The organism is Micromonospora sp. NPDC002389 (assembly GCF_040296095.1).
Classification (GTDB): domain Bacteria; phylum Actinomycetota; class Actinomycetes; order Mycobacteriales; family Micromonosporaceae; genus Micromonospora.
The window spans coordinates 84,387-107,627 of record NZ_JBEOWP010000010.1 but is presented as its reverse complement, the minus strand read 5'-3'; the positions used below and the strand labels follow the sequence as shown (position 1 = coordinate 107,627).

At 73.3% G+C, this 23,241-nt stretch carries 21 protein-coding genes; 7 read left to right on the top strand and 14 right to left on the bottom strand.

All coding sequences use genetic code 11. The annotated features are described in order from the left end of the window. Positions 1–78: 78 nt before the first annotated feature. The 7 genes from ABT008_RS20215 to ABT008_RS20185 are packed head-to-tail and all read right to left on the bottom strand — an operon-like array spanning position 79 to position 6,202. Positions 79–1,032 carry an amidohydrolase family protein gene (locus ABT008_RS20215; protein ID WP_350697767.1) on the bottom strand — a complete coding sequence of 318 codons (954 nt, stop codon included), beginning with the start codon at positions 1,030–1,032 and terminating at the stop codon, positions 79–81. Continuing rightward, entirely contained in the window at positions 1,032–1,967 is a 936-nt protein-coding gene (locus tag ABT008_RS20210; protein WP_350697766.1) for an MBL fold metallo-hydrolase, read from the bottom strand. Before ABT008_RS20210 ends, ABT008_RS20215 begins: the two co-directional genes overlap by 1 nt. After that, entirely contained in the window at positions 1,964–2,779 is an 816-nt protein-coding gene (locus tag ABT008_RS20205; protein WP_350697765.1) for an ABC transporter ATP-binding protein, read from the bottom strand. Before ABT008_RS20205 ends, ABT008_RS20210 begins: the two co-directional genes overlap by 4 nt. Continuing rightward, positions 2,776–3,585 carry an ABC transporter permease gene (locus ABT008_RS20200; protein WP_350697764.1) on the bottom strand — a complete coding sequence of 270 codons (810 nt, stop codon included), beginning with the start codon at positions 3,583–3,585 and terminating at the stop codon, positions 2,776–2,778. The genes ABT008_RS20205 and ABT008_RS20200 overlap by 4 nt, the downstream gene beginning before the upstream one ends. Then, complete coding sequence (locus ABT008_RS20195; RefSeq protein ID WP_350697763.1) at positions 3,582–4,403, bottom strand: ABC transporter permease; 822 nt, start codon at positions 4,401–4,403, stop codon at positions 3,582–3,584. Before ABT008_RS20195 ends, ABT008_RS20200 begins: the two co-directional genes overlap by 4 nt. Next, positions 4,400–5,419 (bottom strand): ABC transporter substrate-binding protein, encoded by a 1,020-nt coding sequence (locus ABT008_RS20190; RefSeq protein WP_350697762.1) that lies wholly within the window; start codon positions 5,417–5,419, stop codon positions 4,400–4,402. Before ABT008_RS20190 ends, ABT008_RS20195 begins: the two co-directional genes overlap by 4 nt. 36 nt (positions 5,420–5,455) lie before the next feature. Then, the gene (locus tag ABT008_RS20185; protein WP_350697761.1) at positions 5,456–6,202 is read right to left on the bottom strand and encodes a class II aldolase/adducin family protein; all 747 of its coding nucleotides are present in this window, start codon (positions 6,200–6,202) and stop codon (positions 5,456–5,458) included. A 345-nt stretch (positions 6,203–6,547) separates the two neighbouring features. On the opposite strand from ABT008_RS20185, the gene ABT008_RS20180 reads away from it, so the two are divergent. Both ABT008_RS20180 and ABT008_RS20175 read left to right on the top strand, forming a co-directional pair. Beyond that, positions 6,548–7,297, top strand: a complete 750-nt coding sequence (locus ABT008_RS20180; protein WP_350697760.1) for a Clp protease N-terminal domain-containing protein — start codon at positions 6,548–6,550, stop codon at positions 7,295–7,297. Between the two features lie 157 nt (positions 7,298–7,454). Beyond that, complete coding sequence (locus tag ABT008_RS20175) at positions 7,455–7,820, top strand: MmcQ/YjbR family DNA-binding protein (RefSeq protein WP_350697759.1); 366 nt, start codon at positions 7,455–7,457, stop codon at positions 7,818–7,820. 48 nt (positions 7,821–7,868) lie between these two features. Here ABT008_RS20175 and ABT008_RS20170 read toward each other — a convergent pair whose 3' ends face one another. Then, positions 7,869–9,710 (bottom strand): family 43 glycosylhydrolase, encoded by a 1,842-nt coding sequence (locus tag ABT008_RS20170; protein WP_350697758.1) that lies wholly within the window; start codon positions 9,708–9,710, stop codon positions 7,869–7,871. A 207-nt stretch (positions 9,711–9,917) separates the two neighbouring features. Between ABT008_RS20170 and ABT008_RS20165 the strand changes: the two genes are divergently transcribed. After that, positions 9,918–10,790, top strand: coding sequence for an MBL fold metallo-hydrolase (locus ABT008_RS20165; protein ID WP_350697757.1), 873 nt, complete (start codon positions 9,918–9,920; stop codon positions 10,788–10,790). Further along, on the top strand, positions 10,787–11,368 hold the full coding sequence (locus ABT008_RS20160; protein ID WP_350697756.1) for a DedA family protein: 582 nt from the start codon (positions 10,787–10,789) through the stop codon (positions 11,366–11,368). Before ABT008_RS20165 ends, ABT008_RS20160 begins: the two co-directional genes overlap by 4 nt. Here the strand turns inward: ABT008_RS20160 and ABT008_RS20155 are convergent. The 5 genes from ABT008_RS20155 to ABT008_RS20135 form a co-directional block, all read right to left on the bottom strand. After that, complete coding sequence (locus ABT008_RS20155; RefSeq protein ID WP_350697755.1) at positions 11,301–13,703, bottom strand: phage holin family protein; 2,403 nt, start codon at positions 13,701–13,703, stop codon at positions 11,301–11,303. The genes ABT008_RS20160 and ABT008_RS20155 overlap by 68 nt on opposite strands. An 87-nt stretch (positions 13,704–13,790) precedes the next feature. After that, complete coding sequence (locus tag ABT008_RS20150) at positions 13,791–14,189, bottom strand: hypothetical protein (protein ID WP_350697754.1); 399 nt, start codon at positions 14,187–14,189, stop codon at positions 13,791–13,793. A gap of 13 nt (positions 14,190–14,202) precedes the next feature. Next, positions 14,203–16,887, bottom strand: coding sequence for a CHAT domain-containing protein (locus ABT008_RS20145; RefSeq protein WP_350697753.1), 2,685 nt, complete (start codon positions 16,885–16,887; stop codon positions 14,203–14,205). Continuing rightward, complete coding sequence (locus tag ABT008_RS20140) at positions 16,884–17,282, bottom strand: tetratricopeptide repeat protein (protein WP_350697752.1); 399 nt, start codon at positions 17,280–17,282, stop codon at positions 16,884–16,886. Before ABT008_RS20140 ends, ABT008_RS20145 begins: the two co-directional genes overlap by 4 nt. 157 nt (positions 17,283–17,439) lie before the next feature. Continuing rightward, a complete protein-coding gene (locus ABT008_RS20135) occupies positions 17,440–17,817 on the bottom strand; it encodes an MmcQ/YjbR family DNA-binding protein (RefSeq protein ID WP_350697751.1) in 378 nt (125 codons plus the stop codon). A gap of 158 nt (positions 17,818–17,975) precedes the next feature. On the opposite strand from ABT008_RS20135, the gene ABT008_RS20130 reads away from it, so the two are divergent. Genes ABT008_RS20130 through ABT008_RS20120 form a run of 3 tightly spaced genes read left to right on the top strand, consistent with a single transcriptional unit; the run spans position 17,976 to position 21,675 of the window. Beyond that, positions 17,976–18,482 carry a (2Fe-2S)-binding protein gene (locus ABT008_RS20130; protein WP_350697750.1) on the top strand — a complete coding sequence of 169 codons (507 nt, stop codon included), beginning with the start codon at positions 17,976–17,978 and terminating at the stop codon, positions 18,480–18,482. A gap of 2 nt (positions 18,483–18,484) precedes the next feature. Further along, on the top strand, positions 18,485–19,480 hold the full coding sequence (locus tag ABT008_RS20125) for an FAD binding domain-containing protein (RefSeq protein WP_350697749.1): 996 nt from the start codon (positions 18,485–18,487) through the stop codon (positions 19,478–19,480). Continuing rightward, positions 19,477–21,675: a xanthine dehydrogenase family protein molybdopterin-binding subunit gene (locus tag ABT008_RS20120; protein WP_350697748.1), complete on the top strand. Its 2,199-nt coding sequence runs from the start codon at positions 19,477–19,479 to the stop codon at positions 21,673–21,675. The genes ABT008_RS20125 and ABT008_RS20120 overlap by 4 nt, the downstream gene beginning before the upstream one ends. Positions 21,676–21,766: 91 nt before the next feature. On the opposite strand, the gene ABT008_RS20115 is transcribed toward ABT008_RS20120, so the two are convergent. Continuing rightward, a complete protein-coding gene (locus ABT008_RS20115) occupies positions 21,767–22,816 on the bottom strand; it encodes a hypothetical protein (protein WP_350697747.1) in 1,050 nt (349 codons plus the stop codon). Positions 22,817–23,241 lie beyond the last annotated feature (425 nt).

Sequence of the window (23,241 nt, the reverse complement as noted above, 5' to 3'; positions counted from 1 at the left end):
CCCGTCGCCGCCTGAGGTAACGGGGGAAGGTGGGTGGGTTTCTTGTCGCTCGGACGACAAGAAACCCACCCACCCGGGTCAGCGGCCCGGACCGTCGCCGAGCAGCCGGAGCGCGTTGCCTCCGGCGACCAGCCGGGTGTCGGCCTCGTCCAGTCCGGCCCGTGCCAGCGCCGACTCGACCCGGGCACGGCTGGTGGCACGCGGGCCGATCGGCCAGTCCCCGCCGACCAGCACGTGGTCGGCACCGAGCAGGTCGGTGGCGAACCTGATCGCGGCCGGCGCGAACCCCATCGTGTCGAGATAGACGTGTGCGCGCTGCGACGCGGGCGCCGCCGATGTCAGGACCTCTCCCCCGTCGGTGGCGGCGGCCAGGGACAGCCCGGCGACCCCGAGCATCGGGAAGACCACGTGCAGCCCGGGCAGCTCGGCCAGCACGCCGTCGACCAGCAGCGACAGCAGCGCGGCGGCGTTGATGGTGCCCCGGGCCAGCGAGGTGCCGAACCGGCCGAGACCGGCGAAGGCGGTGGTCATCGCCACCGGGCTGATCGGGTGCGCGAAGACGGGTACGCCGAGTTCCGCCGCGACGGCCAGGGTGGGGCGGGCGGCCTTCGCGCCGAGCAGGAGCCCGTCGGTGGCGCAGTCGACCACCAGCCCGGACAACCCGAGGTCCCGTACGGCGCGTACCGCCTCGTCGGCGGCCGGGTCACCGGCGAAGGCATCGACGGTGGCCAGGCCCCGGAGCCGGTCCGGTGCGCTCGCCACCGCCTCGGCGAGGTGGTCGTTGAGCCGCCGCAGGTCGTCCGGGCGGGTGCGTTCGCCGTGCGGAGTCACCAGCGCCGGTGGCGCGCTGAGCACCCGCAGGTCGATGCCGTGCCGGCCGGTGTCGGCCAGCAGCCCCTCCAGGTCGGCGATCCGGCGGGCCAGCCCGCGCCAGCGCTCGGCCAGCTCCGGCGCGGCGTGCCGGGGCGGCAGCGCCGGATAGGCCGGACAGGCGTAGTGGGTGTGGAAGTCGGCGACGAACAGCGGCGGCATCAGACCTCGATGAAGGTGTACGTGAAACCGCGCTCGGCCCGGTGCACGTATCCGGCGGCGGGGAACGGGAAGTGCGTCGGCACCAGCAGGTCACCGGAGTCGGCGGCCCGTTCCAGCAGGCGGCGACGCTGGTCGGCGGAGTCGCCCGGCACCACGCAGTACCGGATGCTCCACTCGGGACGTTCGAGCTGCACACCGTGGTGCAGCATGTCCCCGGCGAACAGGGCGCGTCGGCCGGCGGACTCGACCACCAGATAGACGTTGCCGGGGGTGTGCCCGAACGCGGGCACGAGGTGGATCTCCGGCGTCAGCACGTGGTCGGCCGGCACCAGGTCGAGCACACCGGCGTCGCGCAGCGGCAGGATGCTGTCCGCGAGGTAGTCGCCGGTACGCCGCATCGCCGCCGCGCCCTGCGGGCCGGTCCACCAGTCGAACTCCTCCCGGACCACCAGGTAGCGGGCGTTCGGGAAGGTCGGCACCCAGCCGCCGGAGCCGTCGGCGCTGGTGGCGAAGCCGACGTGGTCGACGTGCAGGTGGGTGAAGACCACTGTGTCGACGTCGTCGAGGGAGACGCCGGCGCGGGCGAACTGCTCCAGGAACGGCCGGTCGGCGCGGTCGAAGACGCCGCCGTTGCGGGGTTTGCCGTTGCCGCCACCGGCGTCGACCAGGATCAGCCGGTCCTTGGTCCGGAGCAGGTGGGCCTCCTGGTTGAGCACGATCCGCCCGTCACGGGTGAACGGCTCGGCGGTGTAGAAGGCACCGTCGGTCCAGGACTCGGTCTCCAGTTGCGGGAAGAAGTCCGTCGGGAGCGGGAGGTAGTCGACCTCGCGGATCGGGAAGACCTCCACCTCGCCGACGGGGAAGGACCAGAGCGGCCCCTCTCCGCCGCCGGTGTCCTGCCAGCGTGGTGCGGTCTCCGGGGACTGCTCGCTCATCGGGTCACCTCGTGTGCTCGCGGGGTTTCGGGTTCGGGTGCGCGGCGGACCCGCGCATAGACCTGGGCGCGCAGTTCGCCGAAGCGGGCCGAGGAACGGGTGCCGAGCTGGTCGCGGTCCGCCGGCAGGTCGACCGGGAACTCGGCGACGACGCCGGTCGGGGCGGCACCGAGGACGACGACCCGCTGGCCGAGGTACACCGCCTCGTCGATGTCGTGGGTGACGAACAGGACGGTCATCGCGTACCGCCGCCAGAGCGTGGCCAGCAGGTCCTCCAGGTCACCGCGGGTCTGGGCGTCGACCGCGGAGAACGGCTCGTCCATCAACAGCAGCCGGGGCCGGTACGCGATCGCGCGGGCGATGGCGACCCGTTGCTGCATGCCGCCGGAGAGTTGCCACGGGTACGCCCGTGCCGTCTGGGCCAGCCCGACCGCGTCGAGCGCCTCGGCGACCGCCTCCCGGCGTGCGGCGCGACCGAGCCCCCGGTGCCGCAGCGGCAGCTCGACGTTCTGCTGCACCGTCTTCCAGGCGAACAGGCTGCGGCCGTACTCCTGGAAGACCACGCCCAGGTCGGCCGGCGGCTCGGTGACCCGCTGCCCGGCCAGGTACACCTCGCCGGTCGAGGCGGGCAGCAGCCCGGCGACGATCTTCAGCAGGGTGGTCTTGCCGCAGCCGGACGGCCCGACGACAGTGACGAACTCGCCGTCGCCGACCGTGAGGCTCACCCCGGCCAGGGCGTCCACGGTGCGTTCCCGGGCCCGGTACGACTTGCCCAGCGCGTCGATCCGCAGCAGGTCGGGTCCGACTGTCACGATGACTCCTCTCGTCCGGTGGCGCCTCGGTGCCACCGCAGGGCACGCCGCTCGACCAGCTCGAAGACCTTCGCCAGGGCGAAGCCGAGCAGGCCGAGCAGGAGCACGCCGCTCCACATCTGCGGGATGGCGAAGGTGCGCTGGAACCGGATCACGGTGAAGCCCAGGCCGTCGGTGCTCATCAGCATCTCGCTGACCACCATGACGATGAGCGAGATGCCCAGCGCCTGGCGGGCACCGGCGAAGATCTGCGGGCTCGCGGCGCGCAGGATCAGGCCGTGCCGGGTCCAGCTCGGCAGCCGGTACGCGGCGGCGGTCTCCAGGTGGACCTGGTCCACGGCGCGTACGCCGTCGGCGGTGTTCAGCAGGATCGGCCAGACCGCGCCCAGCACGATGACGATCAGTTTCGTGGCGTCGCCGATGCCGACCGCGACCAGCAGCACCGGGATCATCACCGGGGCCGGGAGCACCCGGAAGTAGGCGAGGATCGGGCTCGTCAGTGCGCGTACCACCGACCAGCGGCCCACCACGTAGCCGACGCCGACGCCGATCACCAGCGCGGCGGCGTACCCGGTGGCGAGTCGGCGCAGGCTCGGCAGCACGTCGCGGACGAAGACGTCGGAGAGCCAGACCTGACCGAACGCCTCGACGATGCGGCGCAGCGGCGGCAGGAAGATGTTGGTGCTGTCCGCGCTGAGCACCCACCAGACGGTGAACAGCAGCACCGGCAGCCCCAGCGCGAATCCGACGGCGGAGGCGCCCCGGGCCAGCCCGGTGCGCAGCGGGACGGAGCGTGGGCCGGTCATCCGGTCGCCACCTCCCGCCGGGTCGCCACGTGCCAGTGCAGCAGCCGGCGTTCGGCCAGGCGGGCGCCCAGGTCGAGCAGGATCCCGACCCCGCCGGTCAGCAGCACCAGCGCGTACATGCCGGTGAACTCGCCGGACTCCTGGCTGCTCCAGATCAGCTCGCCGAGACCGGCGGCGCCCATCACCAGTCCGCCGGTGATGGCCAGCGCGAGCGCCACCGAGACGATCAGCCGCAGCGCGGTGCCGAGGTACGGCAGCACCGTCGGCCAGGTCACGTGCACGACCCGCGCCAGCGGGCCCAGTCGCATGCTGCGGGCGGTGTCCACGGCCACCCTGTCCACGTCGCGCAGCCCGTACAGCACCTGGAACAGCACGATCCAGAAGCAGGAGACGGCGACGAGCAGGACGGTGATCTGGGCGACGTCCAGCACCAGGACCAGCACCGGGATCAACACGATCGACGGGACCGGGCGCAGGAAGTCCAGGGTGGACGAGGTGACCCGCAGCAGCCACGGGACCGAGCCGATGGCGAAGCCGACGACGATCCCGGCCACCACGGCGATCACCAGGCCGGACGCGACGGCCAGCAGGGTGCGGCCGGTCGCGGTCCAGAACCGGGCCTCGGTGAGCAGGCGGAGCGCCTCCGGGGCGACGGCGGAGAGCGGCGGCACGTGCAGTGGGGAGAAGAACGTGCGGGTCACCGCCTCGTACCCGGCTGCCGCGACCAGCAGCCCGACCACGCCGAGCAGCCGGCGACCGGCGACCGGGCCGCCGGCCGACCCCCGGGTGGGGGCCGGCGTGCGGCTGCTCGTGGTCACGGCAGGATCAGCTCGTCGAGGTTCGGCGTGGTGCTGATCAGACCGTCGCGTTGCGCGTACCCGGCCAGCTTCTCGGCGGCCTGCCGGCTCACCTCGTCCCGCCAGCCGGTGATGGTGATGGTGTTCGCCACCTCGGGGCTGATCTGGGTGAAGGTGGGGATCTTCGCGCGCACCTCGTCCTCGTGCTCGCGGGCGTACGCGTACGCCTCCCGGATCGCGTCGCGGAAGGCCGATACGACCTCCGGGCGCTGCCCGATGTAGGTGCCGGAGGTGTACCAGGCGGAGACGGTCAGGTCCTCGGCCAGGTCGGTGAAGCCCCAGCCGATCGGCACCGCACCCTGCGCCTTGGCCGCCGACAGGAACGGCTCGACCACCCAGGCGCCGTCCACCCGCCCCTCGCTGATCGCGGCCGGGACCTGCGGGAACGGGATCTCGACCAGCTTCACCGAGTCGGAGTCGCCACCGGCGGTGCGGACCGACTCGCGGGCGGCGGCCGCGGCGATGTTGGTCAGGATGTTCACCGCCACGGTCTTGCCTTCGAGCTGCTGGGGGCTGGTGATGCCGGAGTCGCCGGCCACCACGAGCGCGCCGTAGTCCTCGCCGGCCTTGCCGGTCGACGCGGACGCGGGCACCACCGCCTTGACGTCCAGCCCCTGCGTACGCGCCACGATCAGCGTGGTGAGGTCACCGGTGGCGAAGTCCACCTTGCCGGCCAGCACCGACGGCACCGAGGTCAGGTCGGAGGTCTGGGTGTCCACCTCGACCCGCAGGCCGTGCTTGGCGAAGATCCCGTTGTCCTGGGCGAGGTAGATCGGGGCGAGGTGTCCGAGCGGCGCGGAGGCCAGCCGGACCGTGGTCAGGCCGTCCGTGCCGGCGGCCGCGTCGGCGTCGTCGTCGGCGCCGGAGCAGGCGGCGAGGGTGGTGGTCAGCAGCGTGGCGGCGAGGACGCCGGCCAGGCCGCGACGAAGGGCGGGTGTGGCGGGTACGTGCCGGAGGGTCCGGGTGGTACGGAACATGGTCTGTCTCGATTCTCGGGTGGCTGACGGGGTCGGTCAGAAGCGCAGACGCAGGTCGAGGTCGTTGACGTACTCCGGGAAGGGCACCGGTCCACCGAGCGGCTGGGCGGCGACGCTCGACACGGCCGCCTCCTCGATCGCCACCACCAGGCTCGCCGCGTGCTTCGCGTCGTCCCCGGCGACGAGCAGGCCGTGGTTGCCGAGCAGGACGCCGTACGTCTCGGGGTGGGCGCGGTAGGTGTCGGCGATGGCGCGGACCGCCTCGGCGGTGCCGCGCGGCGCCCAGGGCGCGACCGGGACGTCCACCGCCTGGCCGTGCACCAGCAGCGCCTCGTAGCGGGCGGGCAGGCTGGTCGCGGCGAGGGCGTAGCCGGTGGCGTAGGGCGAGTGGGTGTGGATGACGGCGGACACGTCCGGGCGGGTGCGGTAGACGCCGACGTGCATCTTCAGGATGGCCGCCACCGACGTGGTGGGCGTGCCGAACAGCACCTCGCCGTCGAGGTTCACCACGACGACCTCGTCGTTGACGGTCCGCAGGGCGGGTACGCCGACCCGCAGGTCGTCGGCGGGCCACGGGCGCAGCAACTCACCGGCGTTGATCGCGAGCAGGTCGTGGTGGCCCGGCAGCCGGACGCTGATGTTGCCGTGTCCGCTGGCGGACATCGCCGAGGCGGCGAAGACCCGGTTGACGGCGGTGGTGAGGTCGGTCCGGGCGGCGGCCAGTTCGTCGGCGCCGAACGGCGTGCTCCGCAGTGCCGAGGGGGTGGGGATTTGCTGGGTCATGGGGTGACTGCCTTGTCGTAGTCGGGGTGCCGGTCGACGCACCATGCGGCGGGCAGGCGGGAGCCGCGTCCGAGGTCGGACGCGTGCGTGTACCGGTGCGTGGGTGGTGGGGGTGGATGCCTTCGCGCGGGCTCTCGGCGAACTGCGGCCGGGTCAGCGGCAGGGACAGAGCGCGCTGCCGGTGCGACCGTAGTCGACCGCGCGGCGGGCGGTCAGCGGCGTTGGCATAACCCTAGTATGCCCCTAGGATTTGCAGGAGATCAAGCCGGTGAACGCTGTGACCTGCACCCCAGCCCCCACCCCAGCCCTGCTTCCGCCCCGACGAGCCGCGACAGGACCCCCCACATGCCCAAAATCAACGTGTACCTGCCCGACGCGCTGGCCGAGCGGGTACGCCAGGCCCGGCTGCCGGTCTCGCGGATCTGCCAGACCGCGCTGACCCAGGCGCTCGACGGCGCCGACCGGGCCGCACACGACGCGGTGGCCGACCTCGCACTGCCCGAGCCGGTCGAGCTGACACCGCCACCCAACCACCACGTCGCGGCGATCCTGCGCGAGGCGTACGACGTCGCGGCGGCGCGCGGGTCGGCGGTCGTCGAACCGCTCGACCTGCTCCAGGCGTTTCTCGACGAGGGCGAGAGCCTGGTGCTGAACGCCGTCGAGCTGCTCGGCTTCCCGGCCGCCTCGATCCAGGCCGCGATCGACCGAGCCGTCGGGCGTCGGCCGGGGATGTCCCGCACCTCTCGACGGAACGGCGGGGCAACGCCACCCACGTTGGGCACCGACGCCCGCAGGACGTTGACCACGGCCGCCACCCAGGCCGCCGAGCACGGGTCCGCCACGATCTTCGGCAGCCACCTGCTGCTCGGGCTGACGACTGATGACGGCGCGGCCGGGGCGGCACTACGGGACGTGGGCCTTACCGAGGTGGTCACCCCCGCCGTACTGTCCGCGCTCTACTACGGTGCGACCTTCGGTCGGGTGGCCACGGACCGGGACGCGGACACCGCCTCGCTCCGGATCATGATGTTCGACGTGCTCGAACGGCTCGACCGGCTGCACCACCAGATCGCCGCGCCTGCGCCGCGCCGCTGACGGGCCTGATGTGTAAGGAGGGGTCCCCTGCTATGCACGAGGCGATAGCAGGGGACCCCTCCTTACACGCACATGCTCCCGCCACCGCCGCCGGCCCGCTGGTGACGGCCGCGAGGCGTACGCCGGGCGCGGCGTCCCGGTGCCGTACGGTGGATCGATGACCGACTTGGTGGCGACCATCCGGCGGGTGTGCCTGGACCTGCCCGAGGTCACCGAACGCCCGAGCCACGGGACGCCGGCCTGGTTCATCCGGGGCAAGAAGTCCTTCGCCCAGGTGTGGCCGGACGGCCATCACCAGAACGACTTCCCGCACCTGTGGTGCGCCGCGCCACCGGGCTCGGCCGAGGAGCTGATCGCGTCCGCCCCGCAGACCTACTTCCGTCCGCCCTACGTGGGGCATCGGGGCTGGGTGGGCATACGCCTCGACACCGGCGTGGACGAGACCGAACTCGCCGAGGTCATCGAGGACGGGTACCGGGTGGTGGCGCCCAAGACCCTGCTCGCCCGACTCGACGCCCGCTGACCGCCGCACCGTGGGCCCGGTCGGCGGCCGGGCCCACGGTGTGGCGGCTCACTGGAACGACACGTCGTCCAGGTACAGGCCGTCGGTGCCCGCCGCCGTCTCGACGTAGAGGCGGGCGCCGGTCAGGCTGCCGCTCCACGACACCGTGGCGGTGCCGGTGAGCTGGGTCCAGCCGTTCGCGTTGACCGTGGCCGCCGGGGTGAGCTGCACGTAGTTCGTGGTGCCGTCGGCGGTCACCGCCAGCGTCGGCCGCACCGACGGGGTGCCGCTCTGCGACCGCACCCAGAGCGTCGTGGTGTACGTGCGGCCGTTGGTCAGCTTCGACGTCACGTCCTGGCTGGGGCCGTTCCACGACGCGGTACGCCCCGAGTGCAGCAGCGACCGAGTGCCGCCCCGGACCACGCTGGTGTTCGACGCCAGCGTGCCGGCGCCGAAGACCGACCAGTCGGTCGTGCCGCTCTCCATGTCGCCGTTGGTGACCAGGTTGCCGCTGGTGCCGGTGCCGCCGGTGAACCGCCAGTTGTTCATGTTGAACAGGTAGCCGCTGCCGCCGGTGAAGCGCAGGTACAGGTCGCGGGTGCCGGTGGCGCCGCTGACGTTGCAGGTGGTGTTCGCCCAGTTCTGCCAACCCCCGGTGCCCGGCACGGCACAGGTGCCGACCAGCGGGCCGGTGGTGCTGTCCAGCCGCAGCTCGATGTTTCCGCCGCTGGTGCCCGAGGCCACCCGGGCGGTGAAGGACGAGGCACCGGTGCCGAACGCGACGCCCTTGACCCGGATCCAGTCGCCGTTCTCGATGAATCCGACGTTCATGCCGCCCTCGCTGGACGCCTCGGTCTCGATGCCGTTGGCCCGGTCGATGGTCTCGGCCTCCTGCGTCACGTACGGGTTGAGCGTGCCCACCTGGGGTGGCCCGGCGGTGGTCATGTTCATGGTCGGGATCGACCCGTCAGCGTTGTAGGTGAACCGTTCCACCGCCACCGACCGGGTGTAGCCGCCACCGCCCGGCAGCGCGCCGTTGTGATAGAAGAAGTACGAGTTCCCGGCGAAGTCGATGATGCCGGGGTGGTTGGTGAAGCTGCTGCCCTGCCTCGGCATGACCGTGCCCCGATAGGTCCACGGGCCGGTCGGGCCGGGCGCGGTGGAGTAGCCGATGAACTCCGAGCAGCACTCGGCGGCGAAGACGTTGTAGTAGACGCCGTTGCGCTTGAAGACCCACGGCCCCTCCTCGTAGAGGGTGGGTCGGCTCGCATTCCCGGTCCGGGTGCCGAAGCCCGCTGTGGTGAGCGGGATCTGCGTCGGGCTGCCGGAGAACGAGATCATGTCCGAGTTCAGCCGGACGTACCACAGGTTGGGGTTGCCCCAGTACAGGTACGCCTGACCGTTGTCGTCGATGAAGGCGTGCGGGTCGATCTCGTTGTTGCCGGTCAGCGGCCGGCCGAGCGCGTCCCGGAACGGTCCGGTCGGCGAGCTGGAGACGCCGACGCCGATCACCATCTGCCCGTTCGAGCGCTGCCGCACCGGCACGTACCAGTAGAACTGGCCGTTGCGGGCGATGACGTGCCCGGCCCAGGCGTTGGCGTCGGCCCAGGCGAACGTGCCCAGGTTCATCGGGACGCCGTGATCGGTCCAGTTCACCATGTCCGCCGAGGAGAAGACCCGCCACTCCCGCATGGTGAAGTAGGTCGAGCCGTCCTCGTCGCGTCCGGTGTAGAGGTAGACCCGGCCGTTGTGCACCAGGGGCGCGGGGTCGGCCGTGTAGACGTGTTGCACGAGCGGATTGTCCGCCTTCGCCGGAGCGGCGAAGAAGGTCACCAACATCAACGGAATCGTCAGCCAGGCGATGCCACGTCTGGCTCTGACGCTGCGCGGCAGCGCGGACACGAAGCTCACAACGGACTCCTGTAGGGGTGGTGGCGCGCTCGCCGGACCAGCCGTACGGGGACGGGAACGGCGGGGCGAGCAGTGCCGGTCGACCGTGACCGAGGCGGTGTTAGCGACAACATCAACGCCTCGGCCGCCTGCCGGAAAGCCGCAGAGCGCGTGCTTACCATCACCACCGATGAGAACGCTAACATGTGAGCGATCACACAGACAAGGATGACCATCTATCTCTGGTCACGCCGGGGATGGGCCGGCACGGCCGCCGAGGGGCCGCCGACCCGCACCCGCTACGGTGGCAGGCGTGTCGACGGCGGTGTGGGTGACGGTGTGGTCGAGCTGACCTGGCACGGTCACAGCACCGTGTGGATCGAGGACTCCGGCACCCGACTGCTCACCGACCCGCTACTCCGCGACCGGCTCGCCCACCTGCGACGGCGACGGGGACCCACCCCCCGGTTGACGGCCGCACCGGACGCCGTACTCGTCTCCCACCTGCACGCCGACCACCTGGACCTCGCGTCGCTGCGCCGGTTGCCCCCGGACACCCGGCTGGTGCTGCCGACCGGGGCCGCGCCGCTGGTGCGGCGGGCGCTGGGCGCCACCGCCGACCGGTACACCGAGCTGGCGCCCGGCGAGGCGACCACGGTCGGCGAGGTCACCGTCACCGCCGTGCCCGCCGCCCATCCCGCCGGACGCGGCCCCTGGTCACGGCACCGGGCCGCGGCCATCGGCTACCTCGTCGAGGGCCGGGCGCGCACCTGGTTCGCCGGGGACACCGGCTTCTTCGCCGAGATGGACTCGCTCGGCCCCCTCGACCTGGCACTGATCCCGGTCGGCGGGTGGGGACCCACGCTCGGCCCGGGCCACCTCGACCCGCAGGGCGCGGCCGAGACGGCCCGGCGGGTGGCGGCGGCGTGGGCCGTGCCGATCCACTACGGCACCTTCTGGCCGATCGGGTGCGACCGGGTCCGGCCGGACCGGTTCTTCGGGCCGGGCGACGACTTCGCCCGGTACGCGCAACGGATCTCCCCCGACACCCGGGTACGCGTCCTACAGCCGGGTGAGTCCCTCACCGTGCCCGGCTCATGACTGAGGTCCTCGGCACACTGGCGTGGCTCACGCTGGTGGTGATGTTCGGCGCGGTCGTCCCGGTGGTGCCCACCGGTGCGGCGGTCAGCGGCGCCGCCGCCCTCGCCGCCCACCAGGACCCGGTGACCGTGCTCCTGGTCGTGCTCGCCGGGGCGCTCGGCGCGTACCTCGGCGATCTGGTGGTCTTCGCGGTGCTCGGCTGGGGCGGCGAACGCATCGCCCGGCGGCTGCGCTGGCTGCGCGGGCCGCAGCGGCTGGACCGGCTGTCGGCACGGGTACGCGAGGGCGGCGTCCCGATGCTCCTGGTGTCCCGGCTCGTGCCCGGCGGCCGGCTGCCGGTGCTGCTGGCCGCGGCGATGGCCGGGATGACCTGGCGGCGGTTCGCCGTGGCCAACCTGCCCGCCACCCTGCTCTGGTCGGTCCTCTACGCCATGATCGGCGTCCTCGGCCGGGCCATCTTCCCCGAGCCGTGGCAGAGCGTGCTCGCCGCGATCGTGCTGGTCCTGCTGGTCACTCAGGGGTTGAGCCTGCTGGGGCGACGCCGGCCCGAGCCGGTTCATCCACCGGCGACGCCATAGTCGGTATCCGCAGTCCCGCCTCCCCCGGACGCCTCCCCAGCGCCACCGGATCGGGGCCGTCCGCCGGGTCGCCGGGCTCGTCGGGGCTACGCAGGCCGAGTCGGGACAGCCAGTCGAGCAACTGACGGTGCACCGCGTCCGGGCCGACCAGTTCGCCCTCCTGCGGCCAGTCGGCGGGATGCACGAGCAGCGCGTCGTTCTGCCAGCCGCCCAACCCGCCGTGGCTGCCGACCAGCTCCTCGAAGGCGGTCACCTCCTCCAGGCCGGGATCCACGGAACTGATCAGCACCAGGTCACCGACGTGGTCCATGCCCTGGTGCCGCAGCAGGTCGTGCCGGGCCCTCGGCCCGTACGGCAGCAGCGGGTCGTCGCCCTCGACGTGCCCGTCGGGCAGCCGGTGGGTGCCGGAGCGCCCGACCGCCAGCGGTCCGGCGGCCGAGTCGACGACGACCACCCCGACGCCGGGATGCGCGGCCAGGCCCGTCACCAGCCCCGGCGCCACCTCGTCGATCCGCTCGCGGGTGAGCCGCCCCGGATGCCGGGTCAGGTAGACCATCGCCAGGTTGCCGGAGGCCACCACCACGGTCTCCGGTTCGGTACGCCCCGACGCGGAAGCCCGCTCGTACGCCCGGTCCGGCTCCGGCGGCGGGTGCGGGCCGCGCGCCGTCTCCGGCCGGGCCCGTACCGCCATCCGGGTCGCGGTGGCGGTCACCCCGCTGCGGCCGGACACCTCACTGAGCAGCGTGTCCACCCGGGCCCGCTCCTCGGCGTTGCGGGTGGTCTCGTGCTCGCCGACCGCCGCGTCCCGGCCCGATCCACGCGGACGCCTGCGTGGCGCCGGAGCGGGTTCGGCCACACCCGGTGCCACCAGCCGGGACACCACCTGGGTCAGTGACTCGCCGTACCGCTGGCGGAACGTCGCGCCCTGGCTCTGGCCGTGGTCGCTGAGCACGACGATGTGGTAGCGCCGCGTCGCCTCGGCGGCCAGCCGTTGCAGGATGCCGAGCGTGTGGTCGAGCGACTCCAACGCGGCCATCGCCTCCGGCCGGGCCGGGCCGGCGTGGTGGGCCACCTCGTCGTAGTCGACGAAGTCGCAGAAGATGACCGGCGCGCCCCGGGCCATCTGCTCGGCGATCAGCGACACGTTGAGGTCGTTGAGCAGGCTGGCCAGCGGACGCAGCGCCAGGTACGAGCCGCCCCGGTCGGCCCGGGGCTGGACGCCGCGCACCCGTCGCCGCCGGGCGGCGTGCAGTTCCCGCAGCACCTGCCCGGCGCCGAGCACCACCGTCCGGGCGAAGCCGTACGGACTGGTCATGAACGCCGCGTAGCCGGCCGTGGAGCGGCCGGGCAGGCCGGCGCGGCTGACCGTCAACAGGGTGGTGGGGGCGTCGCCGGAGAAGGCGGTGCTGATGCTCACCCCACCGTCGCGCAGCAGTCCCCGGCCGGTGGACAGTCGCCGCTCGACCTCGGCCGCGTCGCGGGGACGACTGGTCACCACGAGCCGCCCGGCCGGAGCGGTCCCGTCGGGGCCGGGCGGCGCCTTCTCGTACCAGCGGTAGGCCGGCACCCGACCGAACTCGCCGTGCAGCAGACCGGCCTGGGCGGCGGGCGTGGTGGCCGGCAGCCCGGTGTGCCAGCGGGTCATCCGGTGACTGCGCGACCGCAGCCAGCGGCCCATGGTGGGCAGGTTGCCGGCGCGCACCGCCCACTGCACCACCGGCGCGGCCACCCCGTCGAGCTGGACCACGAGCAGGCCCTCGGGCGGGGCGTCGCCGGCCGCGTCGCGCCGGGGCGGGCCGCTGCGGCGCCAGCGCCTCCAGCGGGGGCCACCACGGTCGGTGGACCGCCGGACCCGGCTCATCAACCGCAGCATCTCGCTGACGAAGGTGTCGTCGGTGCCGGCGTCGGCGAGCCAGTTGACCGCGGCGGCCAGGGCCACGGCGAGCCAGGCGGCGGCGAACGCGACGGCGAACCCGGCGACGTGCGCCTCGGGGGCCAGTTGCAGCGCGACGTACATCACCACGGCCTGGACGCCCACGCCGATGGCCAACGCGCCGAGCCCGCCGAGCGCGGTGGCCAGGGCCAGCAGCACCGGCCGCAGCACCGCCCCGACGCCGGTGACCAGGGCGACCAGCCAGAGCAGGCCGACCAGGCCGCTGATGGTGACGCCGGGCAGCAGCCAGAACGTCGCGCTGAGCACCAGGAACGAGGTGACCATGCTGCGCACCAGGGCGCGTACCCGGGCGAAGGTCGGCCGGTAGTCGCGCAGCACTCGCAGGGCGACCCGGACGGGTTCGGGCAGAGCGCGGCGCTCGGCATCCACCTGCGGTTCCATGCCGCCACCATGTCACACGGCACCAACAAGATCGAAAAGCCGGACCCGGGTTCCCGGCCGGTGGAGCGGCCGTGCCGCGCGGGACGGTCAGGGGTCGAGACTGGTGGCGGTCTCCGGCGGCCCGGACATGCCGGTGGTGACCCAGCGGCGCTGGGTGGCGTCCCACGACAGCAGCAACCAGCCAGGTCGGTACGGCGGCAGGTGCAGGTTCTCCAACCGCAGCGCCATCTCAGGCGTGACCCGTTCCGGCAGCCGCAGCACCACCCGCGCGCCGGGGGCGGTGAGTGTGACGGTGCCCTCGGTGCGGATCTCGTCCTGCACCTCGCGGCGGGCCCGGCGGGACAGCCTGTCCCGGATCATCTGGTAGACGTCCTCCCCCGCCTTCGTCGCCAGCGCCTGCACGAACGGCAGCAGGGCGGAGCCGGCCAGCGCACCGACGAGGAGTTCGGTGGCACCACGTTCGGTGTCGTAGCGGGGTTCGGTCACATCGACCATCGTGTCACGGACCGACGTGCAGGAAGGGTGCCCAGAGCGTGGGCCGGTGCGGTTGCGCGGCGCGCAGCGTACGCACCGCCTCGTGCAGGGCCGACGCGGCGTCGTCGACCCCGTCCAGCCGGGCGTAGAAGTCGGCCGCGACGCCGGGGGCGACCGCGTCGTCGATCGCCCACGCGGTGCCGACCACGTGTCGGAACCCGGCGATGTGGCAGGCACCGGCGACGTGCAGGGCCTCGTCGTCCAGGTCCTCGTGGGAGACCCCGGTGTCACACGCCGACAGGTAGGCGATCTCGGCACCGGTCAGCCGCAGCCGCGCGATGTCGGCGACGGTCAGCGGGGCGGCGGCGTGGTCGTGCAGGACGAGGTGACCGTCCGCGCTCCCGTCGGCGGCGGTTACCGCGTGGCCGGCGAAGTGCAGCCACGGATGCCCGGGCAACGCGTCGAGCACGGACCGCCGGACCGCGTGCGCACCGAGGAGCACCCGACTGGCCGGATACCGGGTGGTCAACATCCGCACCTCGGCCGGCACGTTCGGCAGGTCGCCCAGTCCGGGCGTCTGTGGCAGGGCCACCACCAGCGGCGCGACCGTCCGGGCCACCGGGCGGGACTGCCAGGCGGTGACCAGGCTGCGCACCGTCGGCGCGTACGAGGAGACCACCAGGTCCAACACGCCCGGTCCGTCCATTGGCCCGGCGGCGTGCAGCGGAAGGCTGGTCAGCGGCCCGGTCGGCACCCACCAGACCCGGGAGCCGGGCGGCGGGGCGAGCGCGTCGAGCACCGGAGCGGCGACGGTGTCCCAGAGCCAGACCAGCGTTCCGGCGACCGTGGCCCGGGCCTCCTCGCGGAGCTGGGCGGGCAGGCTCGGACTCGTACTGCGGGCGACGGCCGCGCGCAGCCGCCGAGCCCGGTCGGTCACCTCGTCGAGGCTCAGCCGCAGCGGCACCACCCGGACCCGGCCCCCGGCGATCACCAGGGCGTCGCACCGCAGCCCACTGATGTTGAGCACCACGACGGGACCGCGCCGGGCGATCTCGGCGAGCAGGTCGTCGACCGGGGGCGGGCGCAGGAACCCGGCGAGACCGTCGACGCCCCGGATCTCGTCCAGCAGTGCGTCCCAGTCCCGGGCCAGCGTGTGCCGGTCCTCGCCGGGCACCGTCACGTCGTCCGGCCGGGAACTGAAACCGATCCCCTCCGGGCGGTCGAACGCGCTCCGCAGCGCCTCGAAGCGGTCCGCCAGGTCGGCGCGCCGCCGCCGCAGCTCGGTCAGCTCGGTCCGGGTGTCCAGGGCGTGCCCGAGCAGCACCCCTCGGCCGTGTTCCAGCAGCCGCAGCGCGTCGAGCGGGTCACCGGCGGAGATGGCGCAGGCGGCGGCGTCCCGGGCCAGACCGACGAAGGCGCCCAGGTGCCGCTCCCGGTCGGCGTGCGTGACGCGCCTCGGCGCGGTCCGGGGCAGCAGCTCGACCGCGAGGTGGTACGCCTGCCGAGCTTCGGCGAGGTCCCCTCCCCGGCTGCTGGCGAGGACGGCGTTGGCCCACCGCCGGGCGGCCTCGACGCGTACCCGGACCGGTGCGGTCGGGTCCCGTGCGACCCGCCGCAGGATGATGATCGCCTCCCGGTATGCCTTCGGTTCGCCGCTGACCGCCCACACCGTCAACGCGGCGGCCTCGCTGAGCAGGGCGTCGGCGCGCAGGTAGTGCCCCTCCGGCACGGCCGCCGCCGCGTCCCGGGCGGCCCGGGCCATCCGGCGGGCCTCCCGAGGGCGGGGCACCTCGGCCGCGAGCCGGGTCACCTCCGCCCGCCGGATGTTGGCGAGCACGAGCATCCGTTCCGCCCGGTTGGGGTGCCCCTCGGGGGTGGCCCGCACGGCGTGCTCGGCGAGCCGTCCCGCCTCGGCCAGGTCGGCCGGGTGCCGCCCGGCGGCGTACCGGTCGACCAGCACGAGCGCGAGGTTCGATCCGAACCGCGCCCGCAGCGGGTGTCCGTCGCCGGCCGCAGCCACCGCCGCACGTCCCTGCTCGACCGCCTCGTCCAGCAGGGCCCGCTCCCGGCCGTTCGTCGAGCGGTACCGCAGTCGCAGCATCTCGGCGAGGTTGGAAAGCATCCCGGCGAGGTCGTCGCCGGGCCCGGCCACCGCCACCGCCTCGCGTGACACCTCGACCGCCTCGGCGAGGGCGGACGAGTCGTCGTAGCGCAGCGACAGCGTGAGCAGCCCGTCGGCGAGGTTGGTCAACCGGCCCGCGCGACGCGGGTGGGCGGGGCCGGTCGCGGCCAGCGCCGCACGGGCCTGGGCCACCGACTCGACCAGGTCGGCCTCGACGCCGGTACGCCGCCAGCGCAGCCGCAGCACCCCACCGAGGTTGGCGTGGAAGGAGGGCGTGGCGGGGGTGCGCTCGTTCGGGTACATCGCCAGCGCGTCGCGGAACAGCCCGATCGCCGCGTCCAGGTCGGCCAGGTCACCGAAGCGTTCGTAGCGGGACCAGCGGGCCGTTCCGAGACCGTTGGCGGCGGTGCTGCGGATGTCGACGTTCCGGGCGACCTTGAGCACCTCGGTGAAGACGGCGAGGGCGAACTCCAGGTCCGGCAGCGACCCGCCGCGCTCGTACGCGTCATGGTGCGCCTCGGCCTGCCCGCAGGCGCTGACCAGCAGGTGGTACTGCGGTGTCCCCCAGGCGTCGGGGATGCCGGTCACCGGTCGGGCGGAGTGTCGGGCTCCGATGCCAACTGTTGCGCGAGCGCCTCCCCCAGCGGGCCGCCGGCCCGACGGAACCACTCGGCGGCCTCGCGGTTGCGACCGCGCGCCATCAGGTACATGGCCAGGTTGGCCATCCCGTCGGCGTTGCCGGCCTCGGCGGCCTTGCGGAACCACTCGGCGGCCTCGTCTGCCCGGCCGGCGAGCTTGAGGGTGATCCCGAGACGGTTCAGGTCCTCCGGTGCCCCGCCCTGGGCGGCCTGCCGGGCCGCCGTCTCGGTGGGCAGCGGGGTGACGGTGAAGCCCGGTCCGCCGGCACCCGGCGGTCGCGCCTCGCCCGCCGGTCGTCGCGTACTCGACGGTGGTGCCTTCCGCTTGCGCCAACGACCGAACATCGCGCACCCCCGGGACATCGACTGTCGTCCAGTCTGTCACCGGGCGCGCACGCGACGAAGTCCCCGAGGAGGAAACCCGACACTGCCCGCCGCCCCGCCGCCCCGCCGCCCCGTCGCCGAGCGGACCGTCCGGCGGCTCGTCACCGGGCAGCGGAGGTCACCGGACGGCGGCCTCGTCGAGGTCGGCGGCGAGCGACTCCGGCGCGCGCATCCGCCAGGCGTCGGTGACCAGCTCGGCGAGGCGGTCCACCCCCACCGCCGCCAGGCGCAGCATGACCAGGGGCAGTCCGTCGTAGCCGGGAGTGGTGAAGAAGAGGTCGGGCTCACCGAGCAGCAGGGCCTGCTTCTCAGCCTCGTCCCCGACGTAGAGCACGGCCACGTCCGTGCGGATCACGCGCGGCCTGCCGGGCAGCCGCTCGGGGTAGGACCAGACGAACCCCTTGTCGGCCACCCGGAAGTCGAAGCCGTCGCTGTCGTTCTCGACCACGTGCGGCAGCGCGAGCGCCAACCGACGGACGTCGTCCGCGTCAGCCATTCAGGACCCCTTCCGCCCGCCTGTCCCGACATGGCGACAGGCTAGTCGCCGGGTCGGACATCCCGGCAGCTCGGCTCGGCCGATTCGCCCCACAAGAGGCCAAAAGCGCCGATAATCCCTCATGTACGTCTGTCGACGACGGCACCGGGAGGGCGCACATGGACCGAGACGACGGCGGCACCCCGACCGGGCCGACCGCCACCGAGGCGGCCCTGACCGTCAACGGCATCGCTCACCACCTGCGGCTCGACGCCCGGGTCACGCTGCTCGACGCGCTCCGCGACGAGATCGGCCTGGTCGGCACGAAGAAGGGCTGTGACCAGGGCGCCTGCGGGGCGTGCACGGTGCTGGTGGACGGTCGGCGGGTGCTGTCCTGCCTGACCCTCGCGGCGCAGTGCGACGGCCGGGAGGTGACCACGGTCGAGGGACTCGCCGACGGCGGCCGCCCGCACCCGATGCAGGAGGCGTTCGTCCGGCACGACGCATTCCAGTGCGGTTTCTGCACCCCGGGACAGATCATGTCGGCCGTCGCGCTGCTGCGGGAACGGCGGGCCGCCTCCGACGACGAGATCCGGGAGTTCATGAGCGGCAACCTGTGCCGCTGTGGCGCGTATCCGAACATCGTCGCCGCGATCCGCGAGGTCGCCGGCCAGGGGGTCGGTTGACCGTGCGCGAGTTCGAGTACCTGCGGCCGGAGGACGTCGGCGCGGCGGTGACGCTGGTGAGCGAGCGGCCCACCGCCCAGTACCTCGCCGGGGGCACCACCCAGGTCGACCTGATGCTCAAGGACGGCATCCTGGACCCGGACCGGGTCGTGGACATCACCCGGCTGCCGCTGCGCGGGGTGACCACCGACGGCCGGGCGCTGCGGGTCGGCGCGCTGACCACCATGGAGGAGATGGCCGCCGACCCGACGGTGGCGGTACGTCTGCCGCTGGTGCGGACCGCGCTGCTGGCCGGGGCGTCGACCCAGCTCCGCAACATGGCCACCATCGGGGGGAACCTGTTGCAACGCACCCGCTGCCGCTACTTCCGCGACCCGACCGTGCCCGAGTGCAACAAGCGGCACCCGTCGTCCGGCTGTGCCGCGATCACCGGTGCCGGGGCCCGGATGCACGCCGTCCTCGGCGCCAGCGAGAGCTGCATCGCGCTGCACGCCTCCGACCTCTGCGTACCGCTGGTCGCCCTGGACGCCGTGGTGCACATCCGGGGCACCGACGGCGAACGGAAGGTCCCGCTGACCGACTTCTATCTCCTGCCGGGCGAACGGCCGGACGTCGAGACCGTGCTGCGCCACGGCGACCTGATCACCGCGGTCGAGGTGCCGTTGCCGCCGGAGGCCGTACGCTCCGGCTACCTGAAGGTCCGCGACCGTGCCTCCTACGAGTTCGCGCTCGTCTCGGTCGCCGCCGCCGTCACCGTCGCCGACGGCACGGTCACCGAGGCGCGGATCGGACTCGGCGGCGTCGGCACCATCCCCTGGCGGGCCCGCGCGGCCGAACGGGTGCTCACCGGCGCGCCCGCGACGCCCGAGACGTACCGGGCCGCCGCCGAGGCGGAACTGCGGGACGCCTTCACCGTGCCCGGCACCGCGTTCAAGCCCGAACTGGCCCGGCGCACCGTCGTCCGCGCCCTGACCGACATCGTGGGTGACCTGCCATGACGATGACCGAACCGGTGACCGTGGTGGGTGCCGGCGTCGACCGGGTGGAGGGGCCGCACAAGGTCTCGGGCACGGCCGCGTACCCGTCCGACGTCAGTTACCCCGGCATGGCCTACGCGGCGCTGGTCCGCAGCACCGTCGCGTCCGGGCGGATCGCGGTCCTCGACACCACCGCCGCCGAGGCGATGCCCGGAGTCCTGACGGTGATCACCCATCGCGACGCGGCACGGCTGGCCGCCGGACCCACCACCAGCATCGGGCCCGCCCCACCGCCGCCGATGCAGGACGACCTGATCCGGCACCACGGGCAGTACGTGGCCGTCGTGGTGGCGCAGACCCGGCAGCAGGCCGCCACGGCGGCCCGCGCCGTCACCGTCTCCTACCGTGCCGAGCCGACGGCGGCCCTCGACGACACCGAGCTTCGCGTCGACCCGTTCGGCACCGACGTCACGCGCGGCGACACCGCCGCTGCGCTCGCCACCGCCGAGGTGGTGCACGAGGCGACCTACCGCACCGCGGAGAACACGAACAACCCGCTGGGCCTGTTCACCACCGTGGCGGTCTGGGCCGGCGACACGGTCACCGTGCACGACTCCACCCAGTGGACCTCGAACACCCGGGCCACCGTCGCCGCCGTGTTCGGGCTGCCGGAGGAGGCGGTACGGGTCTACGCGAAGTACGTCGGCGGCGGCTTCGGCGCGGGACTGCGGGTCTGGCCGCACGTGCTGCTGGCGGTGCTCGCCGCGCGTACGGTGGGGCGACCGGTGACGCTGACGCTCACCCGGCCGGAGATGTTCACCGGCGTCGGGCACCGGCCGGACACCGTCCAGCGGCTCCGGATCGGCGCCCGGCGCGACGGCACGATCATCGCGATCGACCACGAGGCGACGCAGACCGTGGCGGTGGCCGACGAGAACACCGAGCCGGTCGCGGCGGCCAGCGCCACCGCGTACGCCTGCCCGAACGTGACCGCCCGCGACCGGCAGCGACGGCGACACATCCCCTGCCCGGGGTCGATGCGGGCGCCCGGCGAGGCGCAGGCGAACTTCGCCCTGGAGTCGGCGCTCGACGAGCTGGCCTACAAGCTCGGGATGGACCCGCTGGAACTGCGGCTGCGCAACGACGCCGAGGTCCACCCGGAGTCCGGCCTGCCCTGGTCGAGCAAGGCGCTGCGGGACTGCTACGCGGTCGGGGCACGGCGGTTCGGCTGGTCCCGCCGTGATCCCCGGATCGGCGCGATGCGGGACGGCCGGTGGAGGGTCGGCTTCGGCGTGGCCGGGGTCAGCTACCCGTGGTGGCAGGTGCCCTGCCGGGCCCGCGCCACGGTCAGCCGGGACGGCACCGCCTACGTCCGCAGCGCCGCCACCGACATCGGCACCGGGACGTACACGGTGATGCGACAGCTCTCCGCAGAACTGCTCGGGCTGCGGCTGGACCAGGTCCGCTTCGACCTCGGCGACTCGCGGATGCCCGCAGCGCCGCAGGCCGGCGGCTCCGGGCTGACCGGCGCCCTGGGCAACGCCGTGTACGCGGCCTGCCAGGCGCTGGTCCGCGCAGTGCTCGACCTGGTCACCACCGACACCCAGTCACCGCTGCACGGCTGCACGATGGACGACGTCATGGTCAACGGCGGTCGGCTGCACCACCGGGGCGACGCGCGGCGGGGCGAGAGCTTCGCCGCGATCCTGGACCGGCACGGTCTGTACGAGCTGACCGCCGACGGCACGAGCGCCCCGCCCGACCCGCAGCAGATCGGGATGGCCCCGGCCGGGGCGTTCGCGGCCAAGTTCGTCGAGGTACACGTCGACCCGGACCTGGGACTCGTGCGGGTACCCCGGGTGGTGTCCGCGGTCGACGGCGGGCGGATCCTCAACGAGAAGCTGGCCCGCAGCCAGGTCGTCGGCGGCACGGTCGGCGGCATCGGGCAGGCGCTGCTGGAGGAGACCGTCACCGACCCGGACACCGGTCGCATCGCGAACGCCACCCTCGGCGACTATCTGATCCCGGTCAACGCCGACATCGGCGAGGTGGACGTGGTCTTCGTCGGCGGTCCGGACCGGACCACCCCGATCGGCACCAAGGGCATCGGCGAGGTGGGCCTGCCAGGCATCGCCGCCGCGATCGCCAACGGCGTCTACCACGCCACCGGCACCCGGATCCGGTCGCTGCCGATCACTCTCGACCAGCTCCTCTGACAGCCCGTGTCGCCGGCACCGCCGCCTGCCGGTACGACGACGGCGGGGGTGGGACCTCTCGGTCCCACCCCCGCCGGTCAGGCGCCTGCGGTCAGGAGGTGAACTTGTCCAGGGCCAGTTCGATGGCGCCGTTGTCCGGCTGGGCGTACGACTTCAGCGTCTCCCGGTTGTAGGAGATGAAGCTCGGGCAGCGCCCGGCCGGGGCGTTGATCCGACCGCCGTCGCCGATCTTCTCGCCGGTCTGGGCGTTGTGGAAGGTCAGGGTGTAGCGGGACGAGATGTAGTCGACCGTGACCTGCTTGTCGTCGCGGTCCTTGTACTGGCACTTGCGCGGCTCGCCCTCGCTGCCCTGCACGAAGGTGAGGCAGCCGACGACCGAGACGGTCGCCCAGTCGGAGGTCCGGGCGTAGTACGGCTTGTTGAAGCCGACCGACTTGCTCAGCCAGGAACCGGGGCGGTCCGGGTTGTTGGCGAAGGTGTAGACCTTGGCGCCCTTGGCGGAGGTGTACGGCGCCGCGTTCAGCACCGGGTTGCCGTCGCAGACGGCGTTGAAGTCGCTGGAGTTGCGGGCCGTGACGGCGTTGTTGTTGCCGTTGCCGCCGTCGTTGTCCGGCTCGGCCGGCGTCGGCGAAGGCTCCGTGCCCTCACCGCCGCCGGTGTCGCCCCCGGGCGACGGGCTGCTGCTGGCGATGACGTCCGCAGGCTCGTCGTCGCCGCCGAGCACGAAGTAGCCGATGGTGCTGCCGCAGGCGACCAGCACGGCCATGACGGCGGCGCCGATGCCCAGGCCGAGCCAGACGCTCCGGTTACCACCGGACTTCTGGGGCTGGACGGCGTAGGGCGGAGGAGGTGGGGGCGTGGGTGCGCCGTACGGCGACGACGGGTACCCCGGGGCACCGGGCCCGCTCGTGGGGTAGCCCGGCGCACCGGGCCCGCTCGTGGGGTAGCCCGGCGCACCAGGCCCGCTCGTGGGGTACCCCGGGGCACCGGGCCCGCTGGTGGGGGCACCCGGCGGCATCGGGTAGCCCGCCGGACTGCCGGGCGGCATCGGCGGCGGACCGACCGGGGAACCGGGCGGGTTACCCCACGGGGCGGCGTTCGGGTCCGGCTGCCCTCCGTACGGAGAGTGGCTGTCGCTCATCTGAAACCCTTGTCAAGTCGAGAGGCTCACTACCGATGATCAGGATCAGGGTAGTGAGCAGCGCAAATCCTGGTGGCACACCTGTGCCACGGTCCCGTGGGGTGGACGCGCCACACTCTGGAAACACTCACTCTGGGTGTCCAGAGTGCTGCGGTACGCCGATCTTCGGCCCGGTGCCACCGAAAATCGGGCCATCCTAGGCACTCAGCGTGATCTTTGCCATACGACAAGCGGATGCAACGATCCGGCAACGATCCGAGATATCGACGAACCCCACATCGCTACTGAGCGTGCGTTCAGGAAAGGGTTCTCCGGGTAGCGCACCCACCGAAAATCCGCCCCGGCCCCGAACAGTCGAGGGTGGACGCACGGGTCGGTGTGGGCCGCGCCGGAGCCGGGTATCAGAGCAGCACACCGGCGACGAG

What these genes read in the sequence shown, in the direction of transcription:
- ABT008_RS20215 (WP_350697767.1), bottom strand. Translation starts at nt 1,032, where the DNA reads ATGCCGCCGCTGTTCGTCGCCGACTTCCACACCCACTACGCCTGTCCG.
- ABT008_RS20210 (WP_350697766.1), bottom strand. Translation starts at nt 1,967, where the DNA reads ATGAGCGAGCAGTCCCCGGAGACCGCACCACGCTGGCAGGACACCGGC.
- ABT008_RS20200 (WP_350697764.1), bottom strand. Translation starts at nt 3,585, where the DNA reads ATGACCGGCCCACGCTCCGTCCCGCTGCGCACCGGGCTGGCCCGGGGC.
- ABT008_RS20190 (WP_350697762.1), bottom strand. Translation starts at nt 5,419, where the DNA reads ATGTTCCGTACCACCCGGACCCTCCGGCACGTACCCGCCACACCCGCC.
- ABT008_RS20185 (WP_350697761.1), bottom strand. Translation starts at nt 6,202, where the DNA reads ATGACCCAGCAAATCCCCACCCCCTCGGCACTGCGGAGCACGCCGTTC.
- ABT008_RS20180 (WP_350697760.1), top strand. Translation starts at nt 6,548, where the DNA reads ATGCCCAAAATCAACGTGTACCTGCCCGACGCGCTGGCCGAGCGGGTA.
- ABT008_RS20175 (WP_350697759.1), top strand. Translation starts at nt 7,455, where the DNA reads ATGACCGACTTGGTGGCGACCATCCGGCGGGTGTGCCTGGACCTGCCC.
- ABT008_RS20165 (WP_350697757.1), top strand. Translation starts at nt 9,918, where the DNA reads ATGACCATCTATCTCTGGTCACGCCGGGGATGGGCCGGCACGGCCGCC.
- ABT008_RS20160 (WP_350697756.1), top strand. Translation starts at nt 10,787, where the DNA reads ATGACTGAGGTCCTCGGCACACTGGCGTGGCTCACGCTGGTGGTGATG.
- ABT008_RS20155 (WP_350697755.1), bottom strand. Translation starts at nt 13,703, where the DNA reads ATGGAACCGCAGGTGGATGCCGAGCGCCGCGCTCTGCCCGAACCCGTC.
- ABT008_RS20140 (WP_350697752.1), bottom strand. Translation starts at nt 17,282, where the DNA reads ATGTTCGGTCGTTGGCGCAAGCGGAAGGCACCACCGTCGAGTACGCGA.
- ABT008_RS20135 (WP_350697751.1), bottom strand. Translation starts at nt 17,817, where the DNA reads ATGGCTGACGCGGACGACGTCCGTCGGTTGGCGCTCGCGCTGCCGCAC.
- ABT008_RS20130 (WP_350697750.1), top strand. Translation starts at nt 17,976, where the DNA reads ATGGACCGAGACGACGGCGGCACCCCGACCGGGCCGACCGCCACCGAG.
- ABT008_RS20120 (WP_350697748.1), top strand. Translation starts at nt 19,477, where the DNA reads ATGACGATGACCGAACCGGTGACCGTGGTGGGTGCCGGCGTCGACCGG.
- ABT008_RS20115 (WP_350697747.1), bottom strand. Translation starts at nt 22,816, where the DNA reads ATGAGCGACAGCCACTCTCCGTACGGAGGGCAGCCGGACCCGAACGCC.